Source organism: Enterobacter sp. 18A13 (assembly GCF_007035975.1).
Classification (GTDB): Bacteria; Pseudomonadota; Gammaproteobacteria; order Enterobacterales; family Enterobacteriaceae; genus Enterobacter; species Enterobacter vonholyi.
In genome coordinates, this window is sequence record NZ_AP019634.1 from 948,268 (window position 1) to 974,153 (window position 25,886).

Genomic DNA, 25,886 nt, shown 5'->3' on the forward strand with positions numbered 1-25,886 from the left:
AGGCTTATTTCTATAAGGTAAACGCAATGACACACCCAACAGTTGTTGTAAATGGCGTATCAGTCAGAGTTGATAGTGAAGGACGATACAACCTTAACGATCTTCATGCGGCTGCTCTCGCAAATGGTGAGGCAACAGAACAGCAGCGACCAAGCCAGTTTTTACGTAGCGCTCAGGTTAAGCGGTTCATAAAAGCCATGAAAGCCAGAGTGCAAAAAAGCACTCTGGAACAAATTCAACCACTTAAGGTTATTAATGGTGGTGGAGAGCCTGGTGTTTGGGCTGCTGAACTCCTTGCCATCCGATACGCGGCATGGATTAAGCCGGAATTTGAAATCCGAGTTTATGAAACATTCCGAGAATCAGTATTGAACGGGATAGGAAATATGAATCGCCTTAACCGGCTTGACCTGCTTATCGACATGGAGACGAAAGAGGTTAGCGACTGCGCCAGGGTAATGAATAAATGGGGCGCTGGCGGGCGTAAACAACTTCTTAATGCAGCACGAGAACGAATTATCGACCAGATGGACCCGGACATGATCGCCATCATGCAGGGGAAAGTAGCATAAACATGACCAAATACCCGATAGCCGCTCTCATAGCGGCTTTTTAACATCCGGAGTTCAAAGTGGACGACATTGATATTTCACATCTCGACTTTTCCGAAGCTGAGAAGAAAGCAAACGAAGTAGCTGATCGCACAGAGAGCGTGGACGACAGCGAAGAAGACTGCGATGGGTGCAAGCTATGACAACTCAAAAACTGACACTAACTACTCAGTGGCAGCAAATCAGCGATGGAACGGAAACGAAATCCGTGCAGGTTTTATCTGGTGCTATTCACTTATTTGATTCTGATACAAAGCCGTCTTCGTCAGATTACGGGCATGTTATCAGCGGATGGGTAAGCGTAACGCCGCCGACAAAAGCTTGGGTGCGTGCTGCTGGCTCTCAGCATGCCATATTGGCTATTAGCTAATTGGATCGCAAAGAGGCTACCAATGTCCGACATCTACCAAATCACGCTAACTACACAGACAGGCGAAACCTTCACGGGCAAGATGTCACGACGTCAGCCTGAGCTGGTTAACGGGTTTGTGCCGCTGGCGACGGAAACGGGCGAGTGGCTGTATTTCGCTCCTGCCGATGTAAAGCGCGTGGAGTTCACGCCGGTACCGGAACAGCAGACCGAACAAACGACGGAGTAACAAATGAGCAAACCAGATTGGGAGGCCATTGAGTCGGCTTACCGGGCTGGCTCATTGTCCATCCGCGCAATAGCTGATAAGCATGGTGTAAGTGATACTGCTATCCGTAAGCGAGCAACACAGAACGGATGGCAACGAGACCTCACGGAACAGGTTCAGAAAGCAACACGACAGAAGCTTGTTCGCAAAGAGGTTCGCAATGATGGTTCGCGCGAACAGGTGCGAACTGATGAAGAGATCGTTAATGAAGCGGCTGATGAAGCGGCAGCGATAGTCCTTGAGCATCGTGTAGATTTGGCGCGCTGGCGTCGTATCGCAAGTAAGCTTGGCGACTTCCTGGATGATGTGGACTTCACTGAGGAAAACCATGCCTCTCTGGCTCGCTCACTCGTTGCAGGTGTAGATGCGCAGATTAAAGTCATCAAGGCAGAGCGAGAAGCCTACAACATCGATAACGGCGACAAGAACAACGATACCGACAGTATCTCTGACCTGATGGATTCACTGTCTCAGGGGGCGTAATGAAACCTGAGCACATCAAGCTGCTGTCCGATAAAGACTGGCGGCTGAACAATCTCTACTGGATCACCGACAAAGAGGGAAAGCCAACGCGGTTCAGGATGACGCCTGAGCAACGGGAATACTTCGAGGGGATCCACACCCGCAACATCATCCTGAAAGCTCGGCAACTCGGCTTCACAACTGAGGTGTGCATCATCCAGCTCGACGCGGCCCTATTCGAGTCGGCGAAGTGTGCGCTAATTGCCCACACGCTGAATGACGCAAAGCGCCTGTTCCGAGAAAAGGTGAAGTACGCATACGACAAGCTGCCGGCAGAGATAAAGGCTGCCAACCCGGCGAGCAATGATTCGTCTGGTGAGCTCGTCTTTAAGAAGGGCGGATCGCTATACGTCAGCACGTCGTTTCGTGGCGGTACGCTGCGCTACCTGCACGTTTCCGAGTTCGGGAAGATATGCGCCAAGTATCCGGACAAAGCCCGTGAGATCGTCACTGGTGCGTTTGAGGCGGTATCGACTGGATGCTTCGCTACTATCGAGAGCACAGCCGAGGGCCGGGCGGGTTACTTCTTCGATTACTGCCAGATGGCAGAGAAAGCGTTGCTGCAGGGCAAGCCATTATCCTCGCTGGACTGGAAGTTTTTCTTCTTCTCCTGGTGGAAGAATCCGCAGTACGCAATCGACCCGGTGGAATCACTGCCGGAGCGCCTGCTTGAGTACTTCGCTGAAATGGCGGCGAAGCACGGCGTAGTCGTCAATGAGCGCCAGAAAGCCTGGTATTACGCCAAAGAGAAAACGCTCGGCGACGACATGAAGCGCGAATACCCGACCATTCCCGCCGAGGCGTTCCAGCAGTCGGTCGATGGCGCGTATTACGCCAAACAGTTCCGATGGCTCTACACCAACAAGCGGATCGGCCAAATCCCTGATAACTCACACCTGCCGGTGCACACGTTCTGGGATATCGGCGTTGGCGACTCCACGGCGATCTGGTTCGTTCGCGAGGTTGGCGAAGAGTTCCACATCATCGACTACTACGAAAACTCCGGCGAGGGGCTGAGGCACTACATGAAGGTGCTGAAAGACCGCGGCTATGAGTACGGCGAGCACTGGGGGCCGCACGACATCGAAAACCGTGAGTTTGCCGCTGATGCTAAGTCACGCAAAGAGCTTGCGCGTGAAGGTTACGAAATCGATGGTCAGATGTACTCACTGAATTTCAAAGTGGTGCCAAAAGCTGGCATCGATACCGGCATTGAGTCGGTGCGTGAAATCCTCCCGAAATGCGTATTCGATGAGGAGAAATGCTCAGAAGGTATCTCTCACCTTGAGGGCTACCGGAAGGAGTGGGACGACAAGCGCGGCTGCTGGAAAGACAAACCTCTCCATGACGCCACCTCGCACGGTGCTGACAGCTTCCGTTACTTCGCAGTGACGAAGAACAACCGTAAGCAGGTCGGCACAGTATTCTTCTAAGGAGCATCGCCAGTGAGCGAACAAGATAACGGCCTTCAACTGGCTGTGAACAACCTCGCCACTGAAATGAGGCGAGCGAATTACCTGAATGCCATCGGCATCGGTGGCGGCAACACGAAGCGACCGACGCTTTACCAGGAATTTGGCTACCCGCGCACGATCATCTTCAACGACTTCTACAACATGTACCGCCGCAACGCCGCTGGCTTCGCTGTGGTACATCGGCTGCTGGATGGTTGCTGGCAGGACTATCCGGTCATTGTCGACGGTGATGAAGCGCAGGAAGCGGAGAAAACAAACGCCTGGGAAAAGAAAGTCACCAAGTTCATGAAGAAGCTGTGGCCGAAGGTGAAGGATGCCGATCGTCGCAATATGGTCGGGCGCTACTCCGCGCTGCTACTGCAGGTGAAAGACAATAAGTCTTGGAACAAGCCAGTAGATACCAAGCTGGTGAAATCCCTGGGCGAGTCAGCTCTGGTAAAACTTATCCCGGTATGGGAGCCGCAGTTAACTGTCGCCGAATGGGATAACGACCGTCAGTCAGAAACGTTCGGCCAGCCGAAGATGTTCAACTTCAACGAGCAGCCGGTCGGCGATGAGCTTTTTGTCGGGCCGATGCGCGGAGAACCGGTACACCCAAGCCGCGTTATCCTGTTCTGCGAAGGGTCTGAATACGAAAACGTCCTGTCCGGCATCCCGCTGCTGGAGGCTGGTTTCAACAAATGCCTCGATCTTGAGAAGATTTCAGGCGGTGGCGCTGAGGGCTTCCTGAAGAACGCGAGCCGTCAGATCGCCGTCGAATTCAGCAAAGAAACCGATATGAACACGCTGGCAGACCAGGCTAAGAAGGCTGGCTATGCCGATCTCGGCGAAGCGATGGGCGACAAGGTCAACAAGCTTAATCGTGGTACTGATGCGGCGGCCGTAATGCAGGCCGGGCAGATGCGCGTTCTGAGCGTTACGCCCGGCGACCCGGGCCCAACGTGGGAAGTCACCGCAAACGAACTGGCCGCCTCTGTGCAAATCCCGTTCACCATCCTGTTCGGTCAGCAGACCGGGCGCCTGGCGAGCGACGAGGATAAAACGGACTGGGCTATTCGACGCAACACGCGTCGCAATGGCTTCCTGACAGACCGGATCACCGCGCTGCTTGAACGCTTCTGGACGCTTGGGATTATCGACCCACCAACCAAAGGTGAGGTCACCATTTCGTGGAGCGACCTGCTGGCACCAAGCGAGAAAGAGAAGATCGAGAACGCTTCGAAACTCGCTGACATCGTGCAGAAAACCACGCCTTACTATGGTGGAGACGCGCCGTTTACCGCAAATGAGTTGCGCGAGATTGTGGGGCTTGACCCGCTACCGGAGCCAAAAGAACCACCGAAACCGGATGAGAAGGTGACTACCGATGATCCACTGGCCGATGACACCAGAACAGACGGCAAAGGTGGGGCTGCCGATAGTTCCGCGCAGCAAGGTTGACCCGACCCGATCGGCAAAGCAGGTAACCGAGATGTTCCGGGATATCGAGGAGCGGTATCTCGGCATTAAGCGCGCGCTGAAAGCCCTGTTCGACCTGCGCCTTACTGGGCGTGAGCGCGAGGTAAACAGCCATAACTGGCACTTCCTTTGCCACGACCACGGCGAGGATTTGCGGCTCTACCAGGTCAACGCCGGCAAGTTCATCTACGACATGTCGGCGCAGGAACTGGCTGACCTGCTGGAAGCGGTGCAGGCTATTCTCGACGACCATCTGCTGGATGGGGGCGAGCAAAACCTCTGGGCGATGGATTACGTCGTCGCAGAAGCTCAGCGCGGCACGCTGGAGGCGTTCAACAACCTCTCGCAACAGTCGCAGGTGTACGCCAGTCAGACGACGCTACAGCAGCTTTTAAGCAGCCCTGGATACCTGAACCAGATAGCGGCGGCCAGGCTAACAACATTCAGTGACTGGAAGGTCATCAGCGACACCGCCCGCGGCGATTTAACCAATATCATTACCGATGCGGTGGCGCGGGGCGTAAACCCGAGGGAAACCGCCAGCGTTATTAGCAAGCGCCTCGATGTGTCCATGTCGAAGGCGAAGACCATCGCTCAGACTGAGCAGGTCGGCGCGCTGCGACAGGCGCAATGGAACGAAACGGACTGGGCAGCCGAAAGGCTGGGGCTAAATACCGGCCTGCTGTGGCTGTCAGCGCTCAAGCCAACGACGCGAACCTGGCACGCCAGCCGTCACGGCAAGGTCTACTCCACCGAAGAGGTGCGAGACTTCTACGCAGAGAACGGCAACCGGTACAACTGCTACTGCAGCCAGATACCGGTGCTGCTCAACGACGACGGCAGCATATTCAATGACGGGCTGGCGGATAAGCTGGCAGCCGAACGTAAACAATGGGCTAAAGCAGCCTGAAAATCAGAGGACGCAACGTGAAGCTATCCAGCATTCATGTAAAAAGCCTCGCCATCAACGCCTCCAACATCTCAACGACCACCATCAACGGCCAGGAACACTACGTCATTCGTGGCGCGGTCCCGATCGTCGATGACATCGTGATGAATGGCGGCCTGTACCCGGCGGAGGAAATTAACAACAGCTACCAGACGATGGAGCGCAAGTTAATGCCGATCGGACACCCGATGGTGAACGGCAAATACGTCAGCGCCAACGACCCGCAGGCGGTGAACGATTACTACGCCGGAGCGTGGGCTCAGAACGTCAGCAAGGCCAACGACAAGGTCGTGATGGACGTTTACGTCAATAAGGCTGTAGCAGATACCAAGCCTGACGGTAAGCGCCTTATTCAGCGCCTGGACGACATGATTTCCGGCAATAACGCCGACCCGATTCATGTCTCTACCGGTCTGCTGCTGAACAAAGAGCAAAAGGCCGGGGAGTCGAAGCAGAAGAAATACTCCTGGGTCGCTCACAACATGCAGTTCGACCACATCGCGATCCTGCTCGACGAGCCAGGCGCCGGTACGCCGGATGAAGGCGTCGGTATGTTCGTCAACGCTGACGGTCAAGAAGCTGACGTTGAATCGACGAGCCTCATCGACGCGGCTAACAGCATGAAAGACGGCTGGTGGAACAAAGTGAAGTTCTTCATCAGCAACGCTTCAGAGATGTCCTTCGACGACATCTACCAGGCGCTGCGCATGTCTATCAAGCAGGACGAAAAAAAGTGGCGATACGTCGTCAGCGTCTGGCCTGACCATTTCGTTTACGAAGAGGATGGCGAAAACTCCAAGCCGAAGCTCTTCGACCAGAAGTACCTCATCTCTGACAAGGTCGTAACGCTTGTCGGCGATCCAGTAGAAGTCGTGCGCAAACCAACTGAGTACGAAGTCAAAACCAACGGAGAAACAAACCCGATGAAAGAGAAGATGATCGCCGCGCTCAATGCCGCAGGCGTTAAAACCGAGGGGCTGACCGACGATCAGGTCTGGGATGCCTACAACCAGCAGATGCAGAAGAAAGATGGCGGCGGAGACCCGGGCCAGGCTCAGTTTAATTCCGATGCTATTACTGCCGCAGTGAATCTGGCACTGAAGCCGCTTACCGATGAAATCAGCACGCTGAAATCTCAGCTGCAGGCAAACGCAGAAAGCGACCTGAAAACCAAACGTGACGCTGTAAAAGCGAAATTCTCGTTCATGACAGAAGCTGCGATCAACTCGCTGGCTGGCGACGCGCTGAACGACTTGTACTCACAGTGCCAGACCAGCACCGGTCTGAACCCTGCATTCCAGGGGAATGGCGCTCAGAGTGAAATCCTTAACATGGAGGCACCTGAATAATGGTTCTCGCACCTCGTTTCCATACCGTAATCGCGGGCCCGGCCCGTAAGAATGACCCACAGGTCATTGAAGCAATCATGGCGGCGGCCGTGAAGCCCGGCTCACTGGTGATGCTCGACAGCACCGGGAAACTGGCGGTTCACAATGTCGCTGGTGGTGCAGGCGTTGCTCTGGCTCTTCAGCACAACTATATCGGCGGTGGTGACATTCGCGACTCGGTTCCTGCAGGTGATACCGGCGCGGCCATCATGTGCGAAGACGATGTGGATTACCACATGCTGGTCAAAGCAGACGAAGTGTTGCTGGAAAACGAAGGCCTGGTTTCTGCCGGTGACGGCACGCTTGCCAAGGCAACAACGCCAGCCACCGACCAGGTCCTCTTCTATTCACGCGAAAAAATCACCGTTGGAGCTGAAGCTCAGCTCGTGAAAGTTCGTAAATCAGGGAAAGCAACCGCATGAGCATGATCGTATTCAACAAAAAGCTGATCACCGAGCACAACCAGGTGAAGCAGGCATGGAATCAGCTGCTGATGCAGCGTGAATCCTTCAACATCAACCAGAACACCATTTCAGCCCAGTACGGAGGTGCGCTGGAAGTTAACCAGGCCGCGCTGATTTCCAAAGACTATTGGCGCGAAGTGGACAACATCACGACCCGAGTCTTCCGTAATGACGAAGGCAACGGCCTTCTGGATGATCTGCTCGGTCTCGGTATGCCGATTTCTATCGGCAAGACGGCGGCGCTGTACCGCGTTTCCAGTGACGCTGGCAAGGTACATCGCTCACTGACGGGCCACGTGCCGGAAGAGCTGGATAAAGTCATCTACGACGAAGCTGGTGACCCAATCCCGATCTTCAACACCGGCTACGGCCGTGAATGGCGTGAATGGAACGGCATGCAGTCGGAAAACCTCGACGCGATGGCTGATGATCAGGAGGCGCACGTTGCGGCTATCCGTGAAGACATGGCTGACTACATGCTGTCAGGCGATGCGAAGGTGAAGGTGAAAGGGTATGTCGGCGCAGGTATCACCAACCACGCCAACACCAACCAGGTGGATCTGAGTGCGTCTGGTCTGAATATTGACCTCACCACCTCGACTCCTGATGAATCAGTTGCATTCTTCACCGGCCCATTCGCCAAGCTTTTGGATGATAACTACGTTCAGGAGAAGGTTAAACTGTGGGCGTCGCCGGATATCATGCGCAACCTGAACCGACCGTATTCCGATGCAGCCGGATTCAAAGAAGGCACTGTGCTGGAATACATCCTGCGCTATGGCCGCATCGAGTCGTTTAACCAGACCTTTAAACTGACCGGTAACCACTTCATCGCTTACGTGCGCAACTCTCAGTACATCAAGACGCGCATCGCCGCGCCGGTGGGTACCTTCATGATCCCGCGTCAGAATCCGTTCGACAACTACAACTCCCTGGTCTGGAGTGCTGTCGGTCTGCAGATTAAGCGCGATTTCAACGGTCGTTCTAAAGTGTTCAACGCACAGGGTTAAGGGGCTTCGGCCCCTTTTCTTCGGGAGAGAGCATGAAAAAGTTAAAAGTCGAGAAGGCCGGTTGCTGGGGAACGATTAACGGCGTATTCCAGCAACTGCCGGTGGGCCATGAGTTCGTTGCGGTTGGTGTTCCACCTGCTTTCGCTGGCCGCGTATCGGTCGTCGGCGAAGTTGAAGAGCAGGAGCTTGAAGTTGCCACACCTGGTGCTGACGAAAAACCTGCAGAGCAGGCAGAGCAGGCAGAGCAGGCAGAGCAGGCAGAGCAGGCAGAGCAGGCAGAGCAGGCAGAGCAGGCAGAGCAGGCAGATACTTCCGCTAAATCGAAAAAGGCGAAATAACCATGGCTGACCCAATCACAGCGGCAGAAGTGCAGGCGTTCCTCGGTGAATTGGGTTACTCCATACCGGGCGCGCTGCTGGATCCGATTCTCTGCGTGGTGAACAAGATTATCCCGTGCCTCGATGGTGCGGGGTATGACGAGTGCACCGCGAAGCTGATCCTGATGTATGCCGCCGCGCTTATGGCTACGTCGTCCGGCGCGCGCCGCATCAAATCGCAGGGTGCGCCGTCTGGCGCGTCCCGCTCATTCGATTACGGTGCTGACAGCATCACGTGGCTACGCGACTCGCTGGCCCGGCTTGATACCAGCGGTTGCACCGGTGAGTTGCCGATCAGCGCAGGTAATAGCGTCGGCCTGTTCATGGTGGTCGGAGGCTGCTGATGACGTACAAATCAGTTAAGCATGGGCTACCGCGCTCATTCACCCGCGTCTGGGTGATGACCGATACCGGTCGGGAGACTACGGGCTACGTTAAGTCGGACGGCGAGTGGCATATCAACTGCCCGCGCATCCGGGCGACTGGCGCGAAGGTGCTGCGCTGGAAGGAGGGCTGATGTCATCGGTAGCGAACTGGAGCTATACCGCGACGGCAACCATCTGGCGCAAGCTGGAAGGCAATGACGAATACGGCGATCCGCTGGGCTATGCCGAACCTGAGCAAATCCTCTGTGATTACGAGGGCGGGCTCAGTAAGAAGTTAGCCAGCCTTGGCGCTGAAATCGTAGTGAAGAACACCGTCTGGACGGAGTTTGCGCTTGCTGCCGCCGGTGATTACCTGCTGATTGGCGTATCGACCGAAGCTGACCCGGTTGTCGCCGGTGCCGACGAGGTGCGGCAGGTTATCCGTTATGCCGACACGTTTGAGCGCCTGGCGGATGATTACGCCATCCTGACGGGGGTGTAGCCATGGGCATCAAAGTACGCGGCGTTAAGCAGTCGAAAGCCGGGCTCAACCGCATTATCAACGACGTGAAAGGGCGCAAGGTTGTCCGGGCATTACAGTCAGCGATGATAATCGGCAGCTCACAGGCCGCACTTTACACGCCGATCGACACCTCAACACTACTTAATAGTCAGTATCGGGAGTTGATAAACAACGGCGTTCGGCTGACAGGTCGGGTGGGATATACGGCCAACTATGCTGTTTTCGTTCACGATCCGAATGTGCCGCAAACCTTCCGTCGCGCCACCGCGCAGAAAGAGTTCCTCACCAAAGGCTTTGAAGACACCCGCAGCCAGATTGATGCCGTGATGCGCAAGGAGCTTTCAGTATGACACCTGCCATGTATGAGCGCGTGCGTAACTACTTCGTTGATGCCGGGCTTACCACTGGCTTCATTGTTCAGTTGCTGGCTTGGGACGACACAACGAAGTTAACCGACGCATTCATCGTGTTCCGGCCTAACGGCGGCACCGACATCAGGAATGACCTCGGATCTGACCACTACGTGCTGGTGGATGTCATTTCCGCCAAGGATAAACGACGCGCAGCCGCTGAGAAGGCTCAGGAAATTATCAATTATGTCGAACAGAACGACATTACCGACGAATGCCTTGGCCTGATTCAAAACCTCGGCAATATGCCAGCACCAATCCTGACCGAAGAGGGGCGCCTGGTCTTCCGACTCCAGTTCATGTGCGTCTACGGCGAATAACCCCATCACCAACCCATCAGGCTGCCATCCGGCGGCCTTTTTTATTTGAGAGGTACACATGCAAGGCTGTGCTAATGATTTTGGCAAGCTGATCGGGAAAGTAGCTGTGCTACGCATGGCCTTTGGCTGCCCCGACGCGGTGCCAGCGCTTTCCGAGTGGAAGCGTCTCGGCGCTATGACGACCAAGGGCATCGACTATTCGATGAACACCATCAACTCCGAGGCAGATGATGCTAAAGGGCTGGTGGAGAACCTGGTCAACAACATGGATCTGACGATCTCCGGCGAAGGGGAGTTTCGTAAGTCTGATAAAGATAACGAGATCGGCGCGTGGCGTCTGTCGAAGTACATCTTTGACGAAGTTCAGGCGGGTCGCCAGCCTAACCTGTGGGTGCGTTTCGACTTCGCGGGTGAGAACGCCGGCACCTACATCCAGGGCTACATGAACACCACTTCATGGTCTGGTGACTTCGGTACCAACGATATTTCCACCTTCTCCGGCGAGTGGAAGGTATACGACGCCGACACTGTCGTGTTTGAAGTCGCTGATTCCATCGCGGCCACTGGAGTTGAAGTTACCCCTGCAACTGCATCTCTGGTCGTTGGCGCAACCCAGCAGCTGAGCGGTGCAGTTCAGCCAACCGATGCGACTAACAAGGCAATCACCTGGACGACTTCAGCGGCGTCTATCGCCACTGTCAGCTCAACTGGTCTGGTAACGGCCGTCGCTGCAGGAACCGCGACAATTACGGCCACTACCGCAGACGGCAATTTCACCGATACCTGCGCTGTTACCGTTACTGCCGCACCGTAATCACTACAAAGGGCGGCGTGCTGCCCTTGATAATGGTTATGGAGAGCGATATGACCCCACTGAAAGAAATTGGCGAGTGCCTGATAGGTGCTGGCGGCCGTGAATACTTCTTCCGCCCGTCTTTCCGCAACATGACGAGAATAGGCGAGCCAGAGCATATCGTCCGCACGTTCTATGCGCTGTTTAATGACGACGTTGCGAAAATGCTAGAGGCTGCGCGCGAAATTCACAGTGCGATACCAGAGCATCAGCGCAATTTTTACGCCCACTACTTCGGCGACGTAACATACCCGCGGTGGTCGCTTGAGGCGGCAGGTTCAGCAGCATTCCTCCGTGAAACTTTGCTATCCGCGATTAACGTCATCCAGTCCTGCTGTGACGAGGACGTTTCTGAACTGACAGGATGGCATGAACCTTCACGTACTGGTAGGCGCACATTCGTATGGCGCCGCGGCGCACTGCCGCCGGAGAACCTTGTCCTGATCGCTCAGTCTCTGATTATGCATGGCATCATCGGCCGGGCAAAAGTTAGAAAACTGCAGAAGCACGAAAGCAAGGAAACGACGGCTGAGTTTCATGCTACTGAATACATCATGGCGGCGCGAAATCATTTCGGAATCAGCAGGGAGGAGGCTGAAAACCTCACAATGACAGAATTTGCGATGATGCTTAACGCCAAATACCCTGACCAGAAAGGCTTCACCAGGGAGGAATACGACGCTGTTATGGACGATGACGATCGCCGTTGGCAGGAAATGATTGAGCGCGAAAAATCAGCAAAGAAAGCTGCCTGAGTTAATAATGGATGTAATGCAATCGCTTTGCCTGGCGTAAAATGGCAAGACAATAAAACTCAGGGGATAAGAGTGAAAAAAATACTTTTGGCTTTGGTGATTCCAATAGTTCTGGCTGGCTGTAAGCCGGGCGAGGAAAAGGCAATTTCTCTGGCGCAATCTGAAGTTTCAGCCAATCTACTGGATCCTGGCAGCGCTCAGTTCCGCAACGTGAAAGTAGCAAAAATGACTGATGCCGAAGACGGCCGTGTCATTGCTGTAGTTTGCGGGGAAATTAACGGAAAGAACGGTTTTGGTGCTTACGCTGGGTTTCATCCTTTCTTCGTTGAGCTAAACATGAAATCGAAAGGGATGTTCTCAAAAGGTGTCGACTACACCCTTGGTGATCACTTCCTCAGCTCGAAAGATACGCCACCACCGCCGGCCTACACCGAACGGTGCCAATAAACGACACGAAAAACTAACCCACCACTCGGTGGGTTTTTTATGCCCGGAGAAAACTGATGTCTGAGAAAGCAGGCGAGATCTATTACGACATCGAGGCCGATGTATCTGGCTTGCTCAAGGCGCAGGGAAAGGCCAATAAGTCGCTCGACTCCATCGGAAATTCTGCAACTACCGCAGCCAAGAAGATGGATGAGCTGCAGACAAATATCAACCGCGTGGCCGGTGCTATTGCGGCTTCACTCGTTGTTGACTGGGGTAAGGCGTTTCTTGTTGCCGCTGACAACATGAGTCAGCTAAACGCGCGCATTGAGCGCCTGACTGGCAGCGCTGCAGCGGCATCACAGACGATGCAGAATCTGATGCGTATCAGCTCGGCAACAGGAGGTTCGCTGCAAGACACCGCGAAGCTGTGGGAAACACTCAGCACGGCGTTGCGCGATACCGGAGCGACGAACGGTCAGATTATTCAGCTAACCGAGACTCTTCAGAAAATTGGGCGTATCGGCGGATCCTCATCAGAGGAAATGGCGAATGCTCTTCGTCAGTTCGGCCAGTCAATTTCATCAGGCACTGTCCGGGCTGAGGAGTTCAACTCCATCCTTGAGCAAATGCCGGAACTAGCGCGCCAGATCGCTGCCGGGATGGGCGTAAGCATCGGAGAGTTGCGCCAACGCATGCTGGACGGGAAGCTGACAGCAGAAGATGCGCTGAATGCCATTCAGAAACAGACCGGATCAGTCAACGCTGAGTTCGAGAAACTCCCGCGTACACTGTCGCAGGCAAATACCGCGCTGACAAACTCATTCCTGTCGATGATCGACTCCGTTAACCAGGCAACTGGCGCAAGCTCTGGCATGGTAGCCGTTATTGACTCGTTGACGGCTGCGCTCGACAGGCTTGTCGGGAAGGCAATTTCTGCCGATGCACAGATTTCTGATCTGAACAGCACGGCTGAAATGTTTACCCGCCGGGCCCGCACTTGGTCATGGCTTGGGCTTGATGGATGGGAGGCGCAAAACAAAGCGCTGGCCGGTCTGAGCAATAAAGCCGCCATGCTGGTTGGCGATATGGCCGCTGTTAAAAATGCATCTCAGGCCGCAGCAAACACAAAGCCCATTGAGATTAAAACCACTGGCGCGGCTACTGGCGGCAAAGCGAAAGGCGGTAAGTCTGCGGCTCAGAAAGAGGCTGAGCAGTACGCAAAAGCGCAGGAGTCCGTCAATGAGAAACTTGACGAACTCCGTCAGAAAGCGGAGCTCTCAGCAACCAGTGTTGGTGAGTTATCGCGTGCGCAGGCCGTGCTGAATGCACAGCAATCACTTGGCAATAGCGCCTCGCAAGATCAGATCATACTTGCAGGACAGCTTGCGGCTAAGGCCTGGGATAACGCCAATGCTTTGCGCGAGCAGGCAAAGGCAGAAAAAGCACGCACTGAGGCTGCCAGTAACTTTAGCGCCATCCAGGGTAAAACCAGTAAAACTGCAGGTTTGGATAGCCAGTATCAAAAGGACATTGCTGATATCCAGCTTTACGCACAGCTTTACCCTCAAAAAATTGGAGAAGCTGAAGCCGCAAGGGCGGCAATAGAGCAACAGTACCGCACGCAGCGTAATGCAGCGATGTGGGATGAGTGGTCTCAGCAGAATCTTGCCACTCAGGCCGCATCGGCAGCGTTTGAGGCTTTCGGCAACAATGCGTCCAATGCACTGACCGGTATTATCACAGGCAGCATGAGCGCATCAGAAGCCCTCCAGTCAATTGGTAGTACTGTTCTGAATAGCGTCATCAACACATTCGTTCAGATGGGCGTTGAGTGGGTGAAATCAGCAGTGATGGGGGCTGCTGCGCAAACCTCTGCGATTGCCACAACTACTGCGGCGCAAACCGCAGGCTTGGCGACAACAACCGCAGCAAGCACCGCTGCGGCCACGACAACTATGGCAGTCTGGACGCCAGCTGCAGCTGTCGCCTCAATCGGTTCTTTTGGCGGCGCGGCGGCTATTGGTATTGCAGCCCTTATTGCTGCTATGGCGATGGCTGGCGGTATTGCCGGGAAGCGTAAGAATGGCGGACCGGTATCAGCAGGTTCTATGTACCAGGTAGGTGAGGGCGGCATGCCTGAAATCTACCGGGCCAACAATGGCAGCCAGTACATGATCCCCGGCGACAACGGGAAAGTCATCAGCAACAAGCAGATGAATTCCGGCGCCGGCAGTAGTTCAGTGCCTGTCACAATCAACATTCAGAACTATACCGGAGCAACTGTCGACGCGCAGGCGACACAGAACGGTAACGGTGTGACGATCGATATGATTGTTGCCGATATCAGCCAGGGCGGACGCATCGGCCAGGCTATCCAGCAAAATCACCAGGCACCACGCAAAGCAAGGGGATAACATGCCAATTCCATACCCTGACTGGTTGCCGCTGGCCCAGAAAGGGAAATCACCAACCACCGATACCGGGTTTCGCGTCGACCAGTCGACGGTGGGCGCGCCGGTATTTCAGAAATTAACCGACGACCTGAAGACGTCTTTCTCCCTGACGTGGATATTCACCCAGGACCAGCACCGGGCATTCATGCAGTGGTTGCGCAGCCCTAACTACCTCGACAACTGCAATCAGTGGTTCACGATGCCGCTCGGCACCGGAACAGGAGATACCGGCGTTGAGGTGCAGGAATTACACTTTCTCTCCTGGCCGTCATGGTCACAGTCCGGGTCCATCTTCACGTGGAGCGGTGATGTCATTGCGCGCGAGCTGGTTAACTCCGATGACGAGTTTGACGACATCATCATTGAGCTGCCGCCACCTTGGGCCTCCTGGCTGGACATCATTGTCACTGGCTATCCTGACGGGCGCGACCCGGAGAGTTTACCGAAGGTGCCATAATGCCGACGCTCAGAGAATTTCAGAGCCGAAGGCCAAACCGAATCCTGTACGAAACCATCACGTTTTACAGCCCGGTCTTTGGCTATATCAGGCTCGTTAATAACCAGATTTTCTCCAAAACGCTCGGCGGCCAGGTATACACGCCTTGCCGCATGGAGTTAACGGAAAGCCAGCAGAGCAACACGCCGATCCTCGACAGCACCGTCAAATTTGGACGACTGGCGCAGGACTTTAAGCAGCAACTCAAGCAGTGGAAAGCCTACTCGCGCATCACGCCTATATCCGCAACTTATCAGCAATTTGACGCAGCCGACATGTCCACGGCCATCAAGTCATGGACGCTCTACGTCAGCGACTGCTCGATGGACGACAAGGACGTGACGTGCAGCCTGACGCGTGTTAACCCGCTTAACCGTAACGTCGGGCGGCTGTACACAGTCGAAGAATATCCGGGGCTCCAGAATGCTTAAAGACGATTTCCTATCGCGGGTTGAGGGCATCCACTGGAGTAACCGCGCCTGCAGCTTTGACGCTACTGACTGCTGGGGCCTGGTGGTCCTCTATTACCGCCACGTTCTGGGGATCGAAATTCACCAGACGGTGGATTACGAATCAGGGCGCGACTTCATGACGTGCTATGACTCTGATGTCGTGTTCTGGCGGCGTGCTGACACGTTCACCGATAACGGGATCTTCGTCGCCTGGGTTGGCAGCCAGCCTGTGCATGTCGGCCTGATTGTTGATGGTCGCGCGCTGCACAGCCGTGGGGGAAATGGACACGTCCGGTTCGACGCTATCAGGACAATACAGAAGCTATTCACCAGAGTGGAGTTTTACACCTATGCCGGTAATCGAGATTCAGCGCGTTCCGGGGATGCCGAAGGACCGGGCGATTGTTAAAGCCGGCACGTTATTTTCCGAGTGGCTTGAGCAGGAAAGTTTTCACCGCGATATTCGCATCAACGTTAACGGCAAAGAACTGCAACCAGATGATGAGCTGGAGTTTGCACTTCAGGACGACGACCGGGTAATAATTTTCGACCAGCCGAAGAGCGGCGGTCTTGTCGGCACGTTGCTAAACCCTCTTGAGCACCTGAATCCGATCAAGTTCACCCAAAAGGTTTTGTCTTCGCTGATGCCGAAGCCAAACACGAACGCCGGCGGAGGAAACAGTAAGACCTCACCTAATAACAGCCTGAAGGGGCAGACTAACATCGCGCGCAATGGCGAGGCGAAACCGGACAATTTCGGCCAGGTCCGCTCTTTCCCTGATCTGGCTCAGGAGTCGCTCTTTGAATACATCAGCAACCTGAAATACATCTCTGAGCTGATGGTGTTTGGCCTGGGGAAGTACGATGTAACGTCTGTTCGTTTCTCGGAGTCGAATCTTGGTTCTATGGCCGGTGCCAGCTACACCATTTACCAGCCAGGTGATGTCATACCGGTGGTAAATGAGGGATATCAGTTCGACGATGTCGACGGGCAGGAAGTACCTGGCCTGAACGAAAGCAGCGATTTCCCGATTGAAACAGCAACGGCAAACACTGTCATTAGTGGCGTTTATGCTGGTGGGCAGATTGCGATGAAAATCCTTAAACAGGCTGACTTCGACTACTTCGCCGATCTGACTTTGCCGCACCCGGTAACGTTCACCATTAACGTGACGTATCCGATCACCGGCGGAACGCGTACAGAAGACGTCACACTTTCCGGGCGTCTCATCAGTTTTGCTGAGACGAACGACGGCGCCGTTGTTAACCCGAAATATTACTACACTTTCACGTTTGACAATCTGAATGGCCCGTCTATCCCCATCCAGGATGCGACTATCAACACGACGAAATTCATTCTGAACGATAACGCCGCGCTGATCGTCGGTCCGTTCTTCTCGCCGATACCATCGAGTCAGCTGTGGTTGCATACCCAGTCCGGGCTCGGCGGGAACAGCGAAACGAACTGGGTGGTCAACATCTGGAAGGTCGACAATGACAACAACCTGATACCCGGAACAGAGCAGACGTTTACGTACCGGCAGACGACGCCACACGACTACATGTCGGAGACGTTTAACCGAACTGACAAACTCACCCCGGCGGCTGGGTTTGGGCGCTATGCGATTACCTTCCAGAGGACCGATAACAGCAGCGACGCCAGTAAACTTCAGGTCGAAGAAATCCATGCGGTAAACGTCAGGACAAACGTCGTTCACGCTGAAGATTCTCTGGTAATGGTGAAAGTCCGTGCCACTGAGAACGCCACGAGCGGGCGTGACAGGAAGTACAACGCGTTAATCACCCGCCACGTCATCAGCTACAACATGACGACGCAGCAGGTCGACTACACGCTCAGGCCATCGCGCAAGTTTGCAGATATTGCGCTGTTTAACTGGCTGGTGGTAGGGCAGCAGCCGGAGTCGAGCATTGATATTTATGGCCTGTACCAGATCCAGGCTGAAATCGACGCTATCGACCCGCGGCTGGGGTATTTCGATTACACCTTTGACGATGAGGATGTGTCGCTCGGTTCGCGCATGGAGACCATCTGCGATGCCGCCAGCGTGTCGGTTTACGACGACAACGGCGTGCTGTCATTCACCCGGGACAGCAAAAAGACATCTGCGGCCACGATATTCAACCGATCAAATACAAAGCCAGATGGTTATTCGCTTTCTTACGACATGACGCTCCCGGGCGGTTATGACGGCGTTGAGGTGCAGTTCCGCAACCCGGACACCAATAAGCAGGACTTTGTACGGTACCGGATATCCGGAAATTCCATCATTGAAGGATCGCCGGCCAAAGCGAAGAAGTTCGAAATGCTGTACGTCAGGAATCGCTTCCAGGCCAACGAGCGCGCGCTTCGGGAATGCAGGCGGCTTATCTACTCCCGTATGACGATGCAGGTAACAGCAATGGCGGACGGAGAGTGGGTAAACATTGGCGATATGGTTCAGGTGCCGGATACATACGATACCAACCAGCAGGCCGGTTATATCGTCTCTCGTGTCGGGAACGACTTCGAGACGAGTGAGCGCATCACCTTCTCCGGAACCATGTTTGTGCAGGTCACGGACTCGTACGGTGCCACCACGGCGCGATACCCCGCATCTCCTCGCGCTGATACTGCGTTCGGCTTTACCGCTGCTATCCCGAATATCGATCTCAACCTGTTTGATGGTTTCGACGTCCAGTCTCCTTCACGGTACGTGATCGCCACCTCACAGGAGCTGGATGCCGGGCAGTGGACTATCACCGCCAAGCAACCTGATGGAAAGGGTAGTACCGCATTAACCCTCGCTGAGTATAGCGATCTGATTTACCAATAAGACCCATCCCGATCACCCAGACCCGGTCACCGCGCCGGGTTTTTTATGGAATCAATATGGCTACTCAACCAACTCAAAACGCTGTACCAAGCGAATCACCCCGCGACCTGAAGTTTAACGCTGGAAAAATTGATGAGTTTGTCACTTCATTTGTTCAGCAATACATCGATCGTTTTGGCAAAGCGCACTATACGATTGAAGGTCTGAAGCAGTTAGTGCTTCAGCAGATATACAACCTTGGATGGAACCTGAGGGGCTCTTTCCAGGATGGCGGCACTGTGACGTCAGCTGGCGACCTTCTCCAGGATGAGAGCACGAATATTTGGTACCGCTGGGATGACCTCGAAACTTTGCCAAAAACCGTTCCTTCTGGCTCTACCCCAGCATCAGCTGGTGGTACAGGGGTTGGTAAATGGCAGCCGGTTGATGTAGCAGATGTCCTGCGTAAAGATCTGGCATCGTCATCACTTGGGAAGGGGGCTTCACTGGTTGTATTGGAAAGTGGTGATTCAGTCCAAAAGGCAATTAATAATATTTTGGCGATTCCACAGCGCTGCACACATGCTGCTAATTTATTAGCAGATGGAAGTTCTATCATTATTGAGTGCTTCGGTGACTCCACTATGTGGGGATCCATACCTGGTGCTACTACTACTCAGGACCCGAAAAACTCAGTTGCTGAGTTGCAGACAACGCTGAACCTTCTTTTCCCAGGAAAAGCCACTGTTCGTAATAAAGCATTACCTGGGACTAATCTCGAATCACTTCTAAATGGTACTGACGGCGGCCCCGGCACGTTTGATTCTAGAATGGCCGCCTCAGACGCGCTGGTTATATTCAGTAACCACTGCCTTAATGACTGCAACTCATATCAAAGCGATGAGCACGAGTATAAAGAGAATCTTTATAAATGGGTTAATATAGTAAGGAAATATAACAAGATACCAGTAATAGTCACTCCATCAATCATATCACCAACAGATGATGGTAAAGAGTATCAACAAAAGCGTATGCCTGCCTTCTTACAGGCACAGCGTGATGTGGCCGCGGAGATGAACGTCGACCTGGTGGATAATTTCTACTACTCGTATAAAACATCGCGCATGTATAAAGTTACTGATATTGCAGGTGACGGTGTTCACTTGACGCAGGCGTCCTACCAGGCAGCCGGGAGGAATTTAGCTATTCCACTTCTTGAACCTCACTTTTTAAATAAACCTGGTGACCTTGGCGGACTTGCAACATCTTACTGGAAAGACACGATTACCAATGCACGCGCTATCTTTAAAGTTGACTCACGATTTGGCTCTGTCTTGTCAGGTGATTCAATAGCTACGCCACAGAATATTTATTATCCAGTTGTTCTGGATAATCCAACCGATGATACAACTATAGCATTCGGTGGGCTGCAGGGTACCGGTGGCGGATACGGTGTATTCACGTATTCAGGTGCCAACGGTGACGCAAGATTTAGCGGAATTATTGACTTTAAACGCTCAAATTCTCAGGATTATGACGCCTTATTTATTCCTAAAATATGTAAGCTAGGTGCTGGGTTGCATATTCTTGGTGTGCTTTCTAGTACCGGTTTAAATGGCCTTAACTTCACTTTTGGAGGTGCTCAGCTTTTACCTCGTCGGGAAGTTAGCACTGGCTACCCAGACGGAACAGGTAGAGCTCAGTCAAGGTTAATTTGCACAGGAGATGAAATTCGTTTTTCTGCTTATTTTGCTAAAGATGCTAGCAGCCAAGTCGCATTTTCATTAAAGGGAAATTTGTATACAGATACATCAAATGCACTTGTAATTAATAATGCTCTTGGTGTTCTTACTATGGTTGCTGGAGGTGTTACAACCAGTATTGGAACGCTTACCCAAAGTGGTTTTCAGGATTGCAGGATCATTCTCAATGACGACAGAACCATCAGTGTTAGTGTCGGTGGATTTTCAGCGACATCTGCTGCCATGAGTGCGTCACTGCCAACTTGCTATGTATCCTCACCTGGGGTGTATAGCGTTAGAAAGCCATAGTAATTTGAATTAATACTGAAAAATTGTAGAATCTTTGCACTGAGGTTAGCAAGGATTCTACATGTTTTTTTCACGAAGAAAGTTAATTTCCATGATACTTCCTGGGGCTGTAGCAGCTGGCTCACTGCCGGCTTTTGCTGGAAGTAGCGCGCGCGGAGCATCAACACAATCTGTAACATTTGCACCAAGAGCAACAAAAGTTGCTAATACGTTGGCTGACGGCGGAAGTGTTGTTATTGACTGCTATGGCGATAGCACAATGTGGGGGTCATTACCTGGAGAATCTTCTAAGCAAGATATAAAAAACTCACCTGCATCTTTACTCCAGGCGCTGCATTTAATATATCCAAACCAGGTTAAAGTAAACAATAAAGCCATTCCCGGTACAACGATCAGGAACCTTATTTCAGGTCATGATGGAGGGCCGGGGCCATACGAAGGAAGAATATTAAAATCAGAAGCTGTTTTAGTTTACTGTAATCACTGCCTCAACGACTGCAATTCTCTTCAAAGTGATGAGCAGCAATATAAAGCTGATCTAATCGCTTTTATTGATATTACCCGTAAATATAACAAAATACCCGTCCTTGTAACCCCATCAATTATTTCTCCAGTCATAGACGGGAAAGACTTTATGATGAGAAGGATGCCAGCATTCATTCAGGCAATGAGAGATGTTGCGCAACTTATGAATGTTGATTTAGTCGATAATTATCACTACTCATACAAGACCAGCAGGATGATACCCGCATCAATGATAAATGGGGATGGGGTACACCTTAACACTGAGTCATATCAGAATGCAGGGTGGAACATGGCGATCCCACTTCTAATCTCAAACTCGTTGACGAACCCATACGACATTGCTGGCCTGTCCACATCTGTCTACAGAGATACAGTTGTGCAGTCTCGTGGAGTTTGGAAAAAAACAGAAAGTAGATTTGGTTCTGTTCTTACTGGTGACTCGATTGACACCCCTCAAACTATTCTTTTCCCTGTCGTGCTTGAAAATCCTACGGACAATACTGAATTGATTATTGGAGGATTCAGGGGCGAGGCAGGGGGAAAAGCAAGGTTTACCTATTTTGGTGACAAAGAAGATGCAAGGTTCTGTGGAGATCTTGATTACAGCATGGATGTCGGTGTCACATACGACGAGGTGTTTAAGCCAACTTCATGTAAGTTGGCTGCCGGACTTCATATAATAGGGGTTGAGGCATCGACATCAACAGGTGGAAAGAATTTCAATTTTTCAGGTGTGCAACTTATACCAAAATAAAACCATACAAATCAATACATAGTCATTTATTCGAGTGATTAATTTGACCGTATAAGTTGACTAATTATCCCACTCATAAAATACTGTATACAAATACAGTATTTTATGAGGTGCATCATGGGATTTCCGAGCCCAGCGCAAGACTATGTAGAGCAACGCATATCACTAGACCAGCGCATCATAACCAGGCCAGCGGCTACGTACTTCATGCGTGCCGGAGCGATACATTACCGTGAAGGAATCCTCAGTGGTGCATTGCTAGTCGTTGATGCATCTTTAAGGCCGTGTGACGGTTCATTGCTGGTTTGCAGAATGGATGGTGAGCTGAGGATTAAGCGGTATCGCAAATCACCCAAGTCTCACCTGGAGGATTTGCAGACGGGAAGGCGTGAAGAGATACCGGCTCACGATTGCGGGGATAGCCCGGATGCAATATTTGGCGTGATCACCTACATCATCAACGATGCGCGTTCTGGTGAGTTTGATGATTGTCAGGTGATGTGAGACAGAAATGGGACACACAAAGCTTTGCATCGGTTTGCAAGGCTTTGCATGTTTTTCGAAGATGGGACGTGTGAGCGCAGTGTTGACAGGGTATGTTATTGAGTTAAAAGGTAGTTCTTATAATTCGTAATGCGAAGGTCGTAGGTTCGACTCCTATTATCGGCACCACTCAAGCATCTCTCGAAGTCTAGTCAAGCTTACTGAGCCCCTTATAATCTGTATCTTCCAGCTCTCGAGTGTATTCTGACTGTCTACTGACATACCTCAAAATCTACATGCTTATGGGGGTACATTCGGGTGGGATATGCTGTTCGGTCTTATGGACATACCCATCTGTGAAACTTGGCTCCCGCCAGGTTGACACCGCAAAGCCAAAAGATAAACCTTACAAACACTGTGATGATGGAGGACTTTACTTTTGGTTAACCCTAATTGAAAACACTATTGGCGACTTAAATATCGTGTTGCCGGTAAGGAGAAGTTGCTTGCTCCTGGAGTTAATCCCGACGTGGCTTTGGCTAAAATTCGTAGTAAACGTGAAGAAAATAAAGGGAGCATTGCTGGTGGGATTGGTACGAATGTAGCGACGAAAGAAGAGAAACTAGCCCGAGAAGCTAGTGTCCGAAACACCTTTCTGGAAATGGCTTGTAAATGGCACGCCATTAAGCTTTACAAATGGTGTGAGGGATATGCATCGGACAATATGAAATCTTTCAATAAAGACGTTTTCCCTTACATCGGCAAAAAGCCTATTGTAGATATTAAGCCATTCGAACTGCTAATGTACTTCGTTGCATGGAAACAGGGGAGAGAATGGCAAGGCTAAAAAATTCAGGCAGCGCTTTAGCGAGGTCTTTCGCTATGCAATCGTCACAGGTCGAGTTGAATACAATCCCGCTCTGGTTCTCACCAGTGCAATACAAGGGCATGAGTCCAACCTCTATCCTTTTCTGAACACTTCACAGCTTCCAGCTTTTGAATCACCATGAGTTATCAGATACCTCATATCTATTGAGTTGACTTAAACGAGAGACGCCCACGAAGCGGCAAACATGCTCCCGTAAAATTTAAAGTCGAAGCGGTCAAACAATTTGTTTATCAAGGTCATTCCATCGCAAGCGTTTCCATGCATCTAAATGATACGGTATTAAAAAGCTGTTCCAGTTACTGCACAGGCAGGGTAACACCGGGAACATAAATGCGTTTACCGGATATATTGTCCTCAGCAAGTACAAAAGAAAGCAGCATTTACCTGCGCGTATACGTCGCAACGGCTTACGCCTGAGGTTCATAACCTATGCTGATCTCTCGCAGATGCTTGTGGACCATTAATGCGATTGTTTAGTTTAGCCTCGGGGGGCCTTAGCTATCGAAATAGATCTGAATATTCCAATACCTCTGCCTCTATTTCACGCACGCTCTTAGCGAGCTGGCACCTGATTCGCCAAAACAGCAGGGGGGCACTCTCATTGTCATTTTATCACTTAAATGTCACATCTAGTGTAGCTGCCGCTTGAAATTTACCAGCTACGGGCATTTTCCCTGTGGTAGACGTAGGCCACGCTGTCAATGAAATTGCTGATGAATAATCGTTGTCTAAATGAAAATTAAGTGCTCCATTTGTGTTGATATCTATAGCAGTTCCATCACTGTCACCAATAATTACTCCAATATCTTCATTATTAGTGGATATTGCTGCGTTATAATTTGAGGATGGCGTTGCGTTTATTTTTAATGACAGCTGAGCCTGAGCCGCAATATCGTTGCATTTAATACCAATGCTGAATTTTTTCTGCGTATAATCATCCGGAACCATGCCGATATGGGTAAATTTTTTTGCTTCTATTGAACCGAGGTCAACGTTTATTGCTTGTCCGGAATTAATCGTGCAATTTTGTGGGGCTGTAATTGTTCCTGACATGACAATATCTGCAACTGGAGTGTTTCCATAAGAATCGATGGCAGATGCTACATATAGCGATGCAATTTTTACAGAGTTAAAACTCACTGTGCCAATGATTGGCTTCGATATATATATAGATATGCTCCCCTTAGACGCTGATGTGAAATTTTGATCAGAGCATGTTGCAGAATTATTAGTGCTTTTTAAATTAAGGAATGGCACGGGAAAATATAGGCTTCCGCTTGTCGTAATGAGATAGATTTTAGTCAAAACCTCCATGTTTTCATTGAGTTTATAAGATTGGTTGCCATCATTATGCCCAAGTGGCAGAGTTGAAGTACCTTTATAATAAGGAGTGTAGTAATTGCTACAACTACATTTAGCAGTGAAACTTCCTGATCCTGTCCAGTCATAGACGTTTGGGTAAGCTGTACCAGATGCATCTTCTTCCGGGTTAGAGATTATCTTATTACCCATATTGAATGTAAATTGCTTTGTTCCATTAATAGATGTGCAACTATTGTCGCCAGCTAAGCATTTCACTGAAAATACTCCCAAAAAAGGGACTGTTAAAAAATATAGTATTCTCATCATGTCAAGTAACCTAATGCTATTCCTATTACTAATATTTTATAATTAAAAGTTATTTATCACTATCACCTTCTTATCCTATTCGGGACTCATAATCTTTCGCCTTTCATGGCCAAAAATTGTATATAATGATATTTAAACAAATAAATAAGCACTTCATAACCTGTGGATGGACTGCCAAAACCAATCCAGCGACACTGGATATTTATCAAGTTCGTGGTGTTTCGGACGCCAGCCCGGTCGATGATTTATGCGTTTGGCCGGATGTTCTTCCCCCTGTTCACGCTTATATAGGCGTGAACGCACAACGTTCGCCAGAACGTCTGCTGATGAGAGCAAACCGTCAGTTGATCTGGGTGATCAACACGCAGGGTTATTTAGTCTGGTCTTCATGCATCACCAGTCGTAGTGGTCGATTAACATACTGTTCATGTTAGCTTATGTCAAAGACCCGCACGCCTTGCCGTTCCTATCCTGTTGAAAGGTAAGTTTTGGAGGCGGATTGCTACTGGCGCTCATAATTTTTCTGCTTCAGCCGGTAACTATCAGGGGGACACTACTCCCGAAATGAAGCGTACAGCCTCCTTCGTTGCCGTATTGTAACGTCGTTTTAACGGCATCAAATATCTTTTGAGTATGCCCGCAAAGACGTTATTACTGGGTATTCTGCCGTCTCAAGTATTCCCCCTGATTGCGTAATCTTATGCATAGGTTTCTGTCCGGACGGCCGTGGGCGCTTTATGCCTCGTAATTTTTTTAGGAACGAACTCAACAAGGCTAATGATTTCTAAATGATA

At 51.5% G+C, this 25,886-nt stretch carries 29 protein-coding genes and 1 pseudogene; 29 read left to right on the forward strand and 1 reads right to left on the reverse strand.

Annotated elements, in window-relative coordinates; genetic code table 11:
- Nucleotides 1-26 precede the first annotated feature (26 nt).
- The 29 genes and pseudogenes from FOY93_RS04615 to FOY93_RS23675 all read left to right on the forward strand — a co-directional run.
- The gene (locus FOY93_RS04615; RefSeq protein ID WP_143344708.1) at nucleotides 27-572 is read left to right on the forward strand and encodes a KilA-N domain-containing protein; all 546 of its coding nucleotides are present in this window, start codon (nucleotides 27-29) and stop codon (nucleotides 570-572) included.
- Nucleotides 573-631: 59 nt separating this feature from the next.
- Nucleotides 632-754 carry a hypothetical protein gene (locus tag FOY93_RS23890; protein WP_269473898.1) on the forward strand — a complete coding sequence of 41 codons (123 nt, stop codon included), beginning with the start codon at nucleotides 632-634 and terminating at the stop codon, nucleotides 752-754.
- Nucleotides 751-981, forward strand: coding sequence for a hypothetical protein (locus FOY93_RS04620; protein WP_143344709.1), 231 nt, complete (start codon nucleotides 751-753; stop codon nucleotides 979-981). Before FOY93_RS23890 ends, FOY93_RS04620 begins: the two co-directional genes overlap by 4 nt.
- A gap of 22 nt (nucleotides 982-1,003) precedes the next feature.
- Nucleotides 1,004-1,210, forward strand: a complete 207-nt coding sequence (locus tag FOY93_RS04625) for a hypothetical protein (RefSeq protein WP_143344710.1) — start codon at nucleotides 1,004-1,006, stop codon at nucleotides 1,208-1,210.
- A gap of 3 nt (nucleotides 1,211-1,213) precedes the next feature.
- Complete coding sequence (locus tag FOY93_RS04630) at nucleotides 1,214-1,732, forward strand: hypothetical protein (protein WP_143344711.1); 519 nt, start codon at nucleotides 1,214-1,216, stop codon at nucleotides 1,730-1,732.
- Nucleotides 1,732-3,204, forward strand: a complete 1,473-nt coding sequence (locus tag FOY93_RS04635) for a terminase large subunit (protein WP_143344712.1) — start codon at nucleotides 1,732-1,734, stop codon at nucleotides 3,202-3,204. The genes FOY93_RS04630 and FOY93_RS04635 overlap by 1 nt, the downstream gene beginning before the upstream one ends.
- Nucleotides 3,205-3,216: 12 nt before the next feature.
- Nucleotides 3,217-4,686, forward strand: coding sequence for a DUF1073 domain-containing protein (locus tag FOY93_RS04640; protein ID WP_143344713.1), 1,470 nt, complete (start codon nucleotides 3,217-3,219; stop codon nucleotides 4,684-4,686).
- The gene (locus tag FOY93_RS04645; RefSeq protein ID WP_143344714.1) at nucleotides 4,613-5,614 is read left to right on the forward strand and encodes a phage minor head protein; all 1,002 of its coding nucleotides are present in this window, start codon (nucleotides 4,613-4,615) and stop codon (nucleotides 5,612-5,614) included. Before FOY93_RS04640 ends, FOY93_RS04645 begins: the two co-directional genes overlap by 74 nt.
- A gap of 17 nt (nucleotides 5,615-5,631) precedes the next feature.
- Nucleotides 5,632-7,002 (forward strand): DUF2213 domain-containing protein, encoded by a 1,371-nt coding sequence (locus FOY93_RS04650; protein WP_143344715.1) that lies wholly within the window; start codon nucleotides 5,632-5,634, stop codon nucleotides 7,000-7,002.
- Nucleotides 7,002-7,463 carry a hypothetical protein gene (locus FOY93_RS04655; RefSeq protein WP_143344716.1) on the forward strand — a complete coding sequence of 154 codons (462 nt, stop codon included), beginning with the start codon at nucleotides 7,002-7,004 and terminating at the stop codon, nucleotides 7,461-7,463. Before FOY93_RS04650 ends, FOY93_RS04655 begins: the two co-directional genes overlap by 1 nt.
- Nucleotides 7,460-8,515, forward strand: a complete 1,056-nt coding sequence (locus FOY93_RS04660) for a major capsid protein (RefSeq protein ID WP_143344717.1) — start codon at nucleotides 7,460-7,462, stop codon at nucleotides 8,513-8,515. The genes FOY93_RS04655 and FOY93_RS04660 overlap by 4 nt, the downstream gene beginning before the upstream one ends.
- 32 nt (nucleotides 8,516-8,547) lie before the next feature.
- Entirely contained in the window at nucleotides 8,548-8,853 is a 306-nt protein-coding gene (locus tag FOY93_RS04665; RefSeq protein ID WP_143344718.1) for a hypothetical protein, read from the forward strand.
- Nucleotides 8,854-8,855: 2 nt separating this feature from the next.
- Complete coding sequence (locus FOY93_RS04670; protein ID WP_143344719.1) at nucleotides 8,856-9,236, forward strand: DUF7370 family protein; 381 nt, start codon at nucleotides 8,856-8,858, stop codon at nucleotides 9,234-9,236.
- The gene (locus tag FOY93_RS04675) at nucleotides 9,236-9,409 is read left to right on the forward strand and encodes a hypothetical protein (protein ID WP_014883997.1); all 174 of its coding nucleotides are present in this window, start codon (nucleotides 9,236-9,238) and stop codon (nucleotides 9,407-9,409) included. The genes FOY93_RS04670 and FOY93_RS04675 overlap by 1 nt, the downstream gene beginning before the upstream one ends.
- Entirely contained in the window at nucleotides 9,409-9,759 is a 351-nt protein-coding gene (locus FOY93_RS04680; RefSeq protein WP_006808949.1) for a hypothetical protein, read from the forward strand. Before FOY93_RS04675 ends, FOY93_RS04680 begins: the two co-directional genes overlap by 1 nt.
- Nucleotides 9,760-9,761: 2 nt before the next feature.
- Nucleotides 9,762-10,130: a hypothetical protein gene (locus FOY93_RS04685; RefSeq protein ID WP_014883994.1), complete on the forward strand. Its 369-nt coding sequence runs from the start codon at nucleotides 9,762-9,764 to the stop codon at nucleotides 10,128-10,130.
- Nucleotides 10,127-10,510, forward strand: coding sequence for a phage tail termination protein (locus FOY93_RS04690; RefSeq protein WP_016245419.1), 384 nt, complete (start codon nucleotides 10,127-10,129; stop codon nucleotides 10,508-10,510). Before FOY93_RS04685 ends, FOY93_RS04690 begins: the two co-directional genes overlap by 4 nt.
- 58 nt (nucleotides 10,511-10,568) lie before the next feature.
- A complete protein-coding gene (locus FOY93_RS04695; protein WP_143344720.1) occupies nucleotides 10,569-11,324 on the forward strand; it encodes an Ig-like domain-containing protein in 756 nt (251 codons plus the stop codon).
- 50 nt (nucleotides 11,325-11,374) lie between these two features.
- Nucleotides 11,375-12,118, forward strand: a complete 744-nt coding sequence (locus tag FOY93_RS04700) for a DUF6246 family protein (RefSeq protein WP_143344721.1) — start codon at nucleotides 11,375-11,377, stop codon at nucleotides 12,116-12,118.
- A gap of 72 nt (nucleotides 12,119-12,190) precedes the next feature.
- Nucleotides 12,191-12,565: a lipoprotein gene (locus tag FOY93_RS04705; protein ID WP_143344722.1), complete on the forward strand. Its 375-nt coding sequence runs from the start codon at nucleotides 12,191-12,193 to the stop codon at nucleotides 12,563-12,565.
- 56 nt (nucleotides 12,566-12,621) lie between these two features.
- The gene (locus FOY93_RS04710; RefSeq protein WP_143344723.1) at nucleotides 12,622-14,961 is read left to right on the forward strand and encodes a tape measure protein; all 2,340 of its coding nucleotides are present in this window, start codon (nucleotides 12,622-12,624) and stop codon (nucleotides 14,959-14,961) included.
- Nucleotide 14,962: 1 nt separating this feature from the next.
- Nucleotides 14,963-15,457, forward strand: coding sequence for a hypothetical protein (locus FOY93_RS04715; RefSeq protein WP_143344724.1), 495 nt, complete (start codon nucleotides 14,963-14,965; stop codon nucleotides 15,455-15,457).
- The gene (locus FOY93_RS04720) at nucleotides 15,457-15,927 is read left to right on the forward strand and encodes a hypothetical protein (protein ID WP_143344725.1); all 471 of its coding nucleotides are present in this window, start codon (nucleotides 15,457-15,459) and stop codon (nucleotides 15,925-15,927) included. The genes FOY93_RS04715 and FOY93_RS04720 overlap by 1 nt, the downstream gene beginning before the upstream one ends.
- On the forward strand, nucleotides 15,920-16,357 hold the full coding sequence (locus FOY93_RS04725) for an NlpC/P60 family protein (protein WP_143344726.1): 438 nt from the start codon (nucleotides 15,920-15,922) through the stop codon (nucleotides 16,355-16,357). Before FOY93_RS04720 ends, FOY93_RS04725 begins: the two co-directional genes overlap by 8 nt.
- On the forward strand, nucleotides 16,299-18,782 hold the full coding sequence (locus tag FOY93_RS04730) for a host specificity factor TipJ family phage tail protein (RefSeq protein ID WP_143344727.1): 2,484 nt from the start codon (nucleotides 16,299-16,301) through the stop codon (nucleotides 18,780-18,782). Before FOY93_RS04725 ends, FOY93_RS04730 begins: the two co-directional genes overlap by 59 nt.
- Nucleotides 18,783-18,838: 56 nt before the next feature.
- The gene (locus tag FOY93_RS04735; RefSeq protein WP_143344728.1) at nucleotides 18,839-20,812 is read left to right on the forward strand and encodes a tail fiber/spike domain-containing protein; all 1,974 of its coding nucleotides are present in this window, start codon (nucleotides 18,839-18,841) and stop codon (nucleotides 20,810-20,812) included.
- A gap of 61 nt (nucleotides 20,813-20,873) precedes the next feature.
- Entirely contained in the window at nucleotides 20,874-22,091 is a 1,218-nt protein-coding gene (locus tag FOY93_RS04740) for an SGNH/GDSL hydrolase family protein (RefSeq protein WP_143344729.1), read from the forward strand.
- 117 nt (nucleotides 22,092-22,208) lie between these two features.
- Nucleotides 22,209-22,595: a HumD family translesion DNA polymerase gene (locus FOY93_RS04745; protein ID WP_143344730.1), complete on the forward strand. Its 387-nt coding sequence runs from the start codon at nucleotides 22,209-22,211 to the stop codon at nucleotides 22,593-22,595.
- Nucleotides 22,596-22,930: 335 nt separating this feature from the next.
- Nucleotides 22,931-23,572: pseudogene (locus FOY93_RS23675) on the forward strand (tyrosine-type recombinase/integrase); the annotation flags it as partial.
- 503 nt (nucleotides 23,573-24,075) lie between these two features.
- Here FOY93_RS23675 and FOY93_RS04760 read toward each other — a convergent pair.
- The gene (locus FOY93_RS04760) at nucleotides 24,076-25,092 is read right to left on the reverse strand and encodes a fimbrial protein (RefSeq protein WP_143344731.1); all 1,017 of its coding nucleotides are present in this window, start codon (nucleotides 25,090-25,092) and stop codon (nucleotides 24,076-24,078) included.
- Nucleotides 25,093-25,886 lie beyond the last annotated feature (794 nt).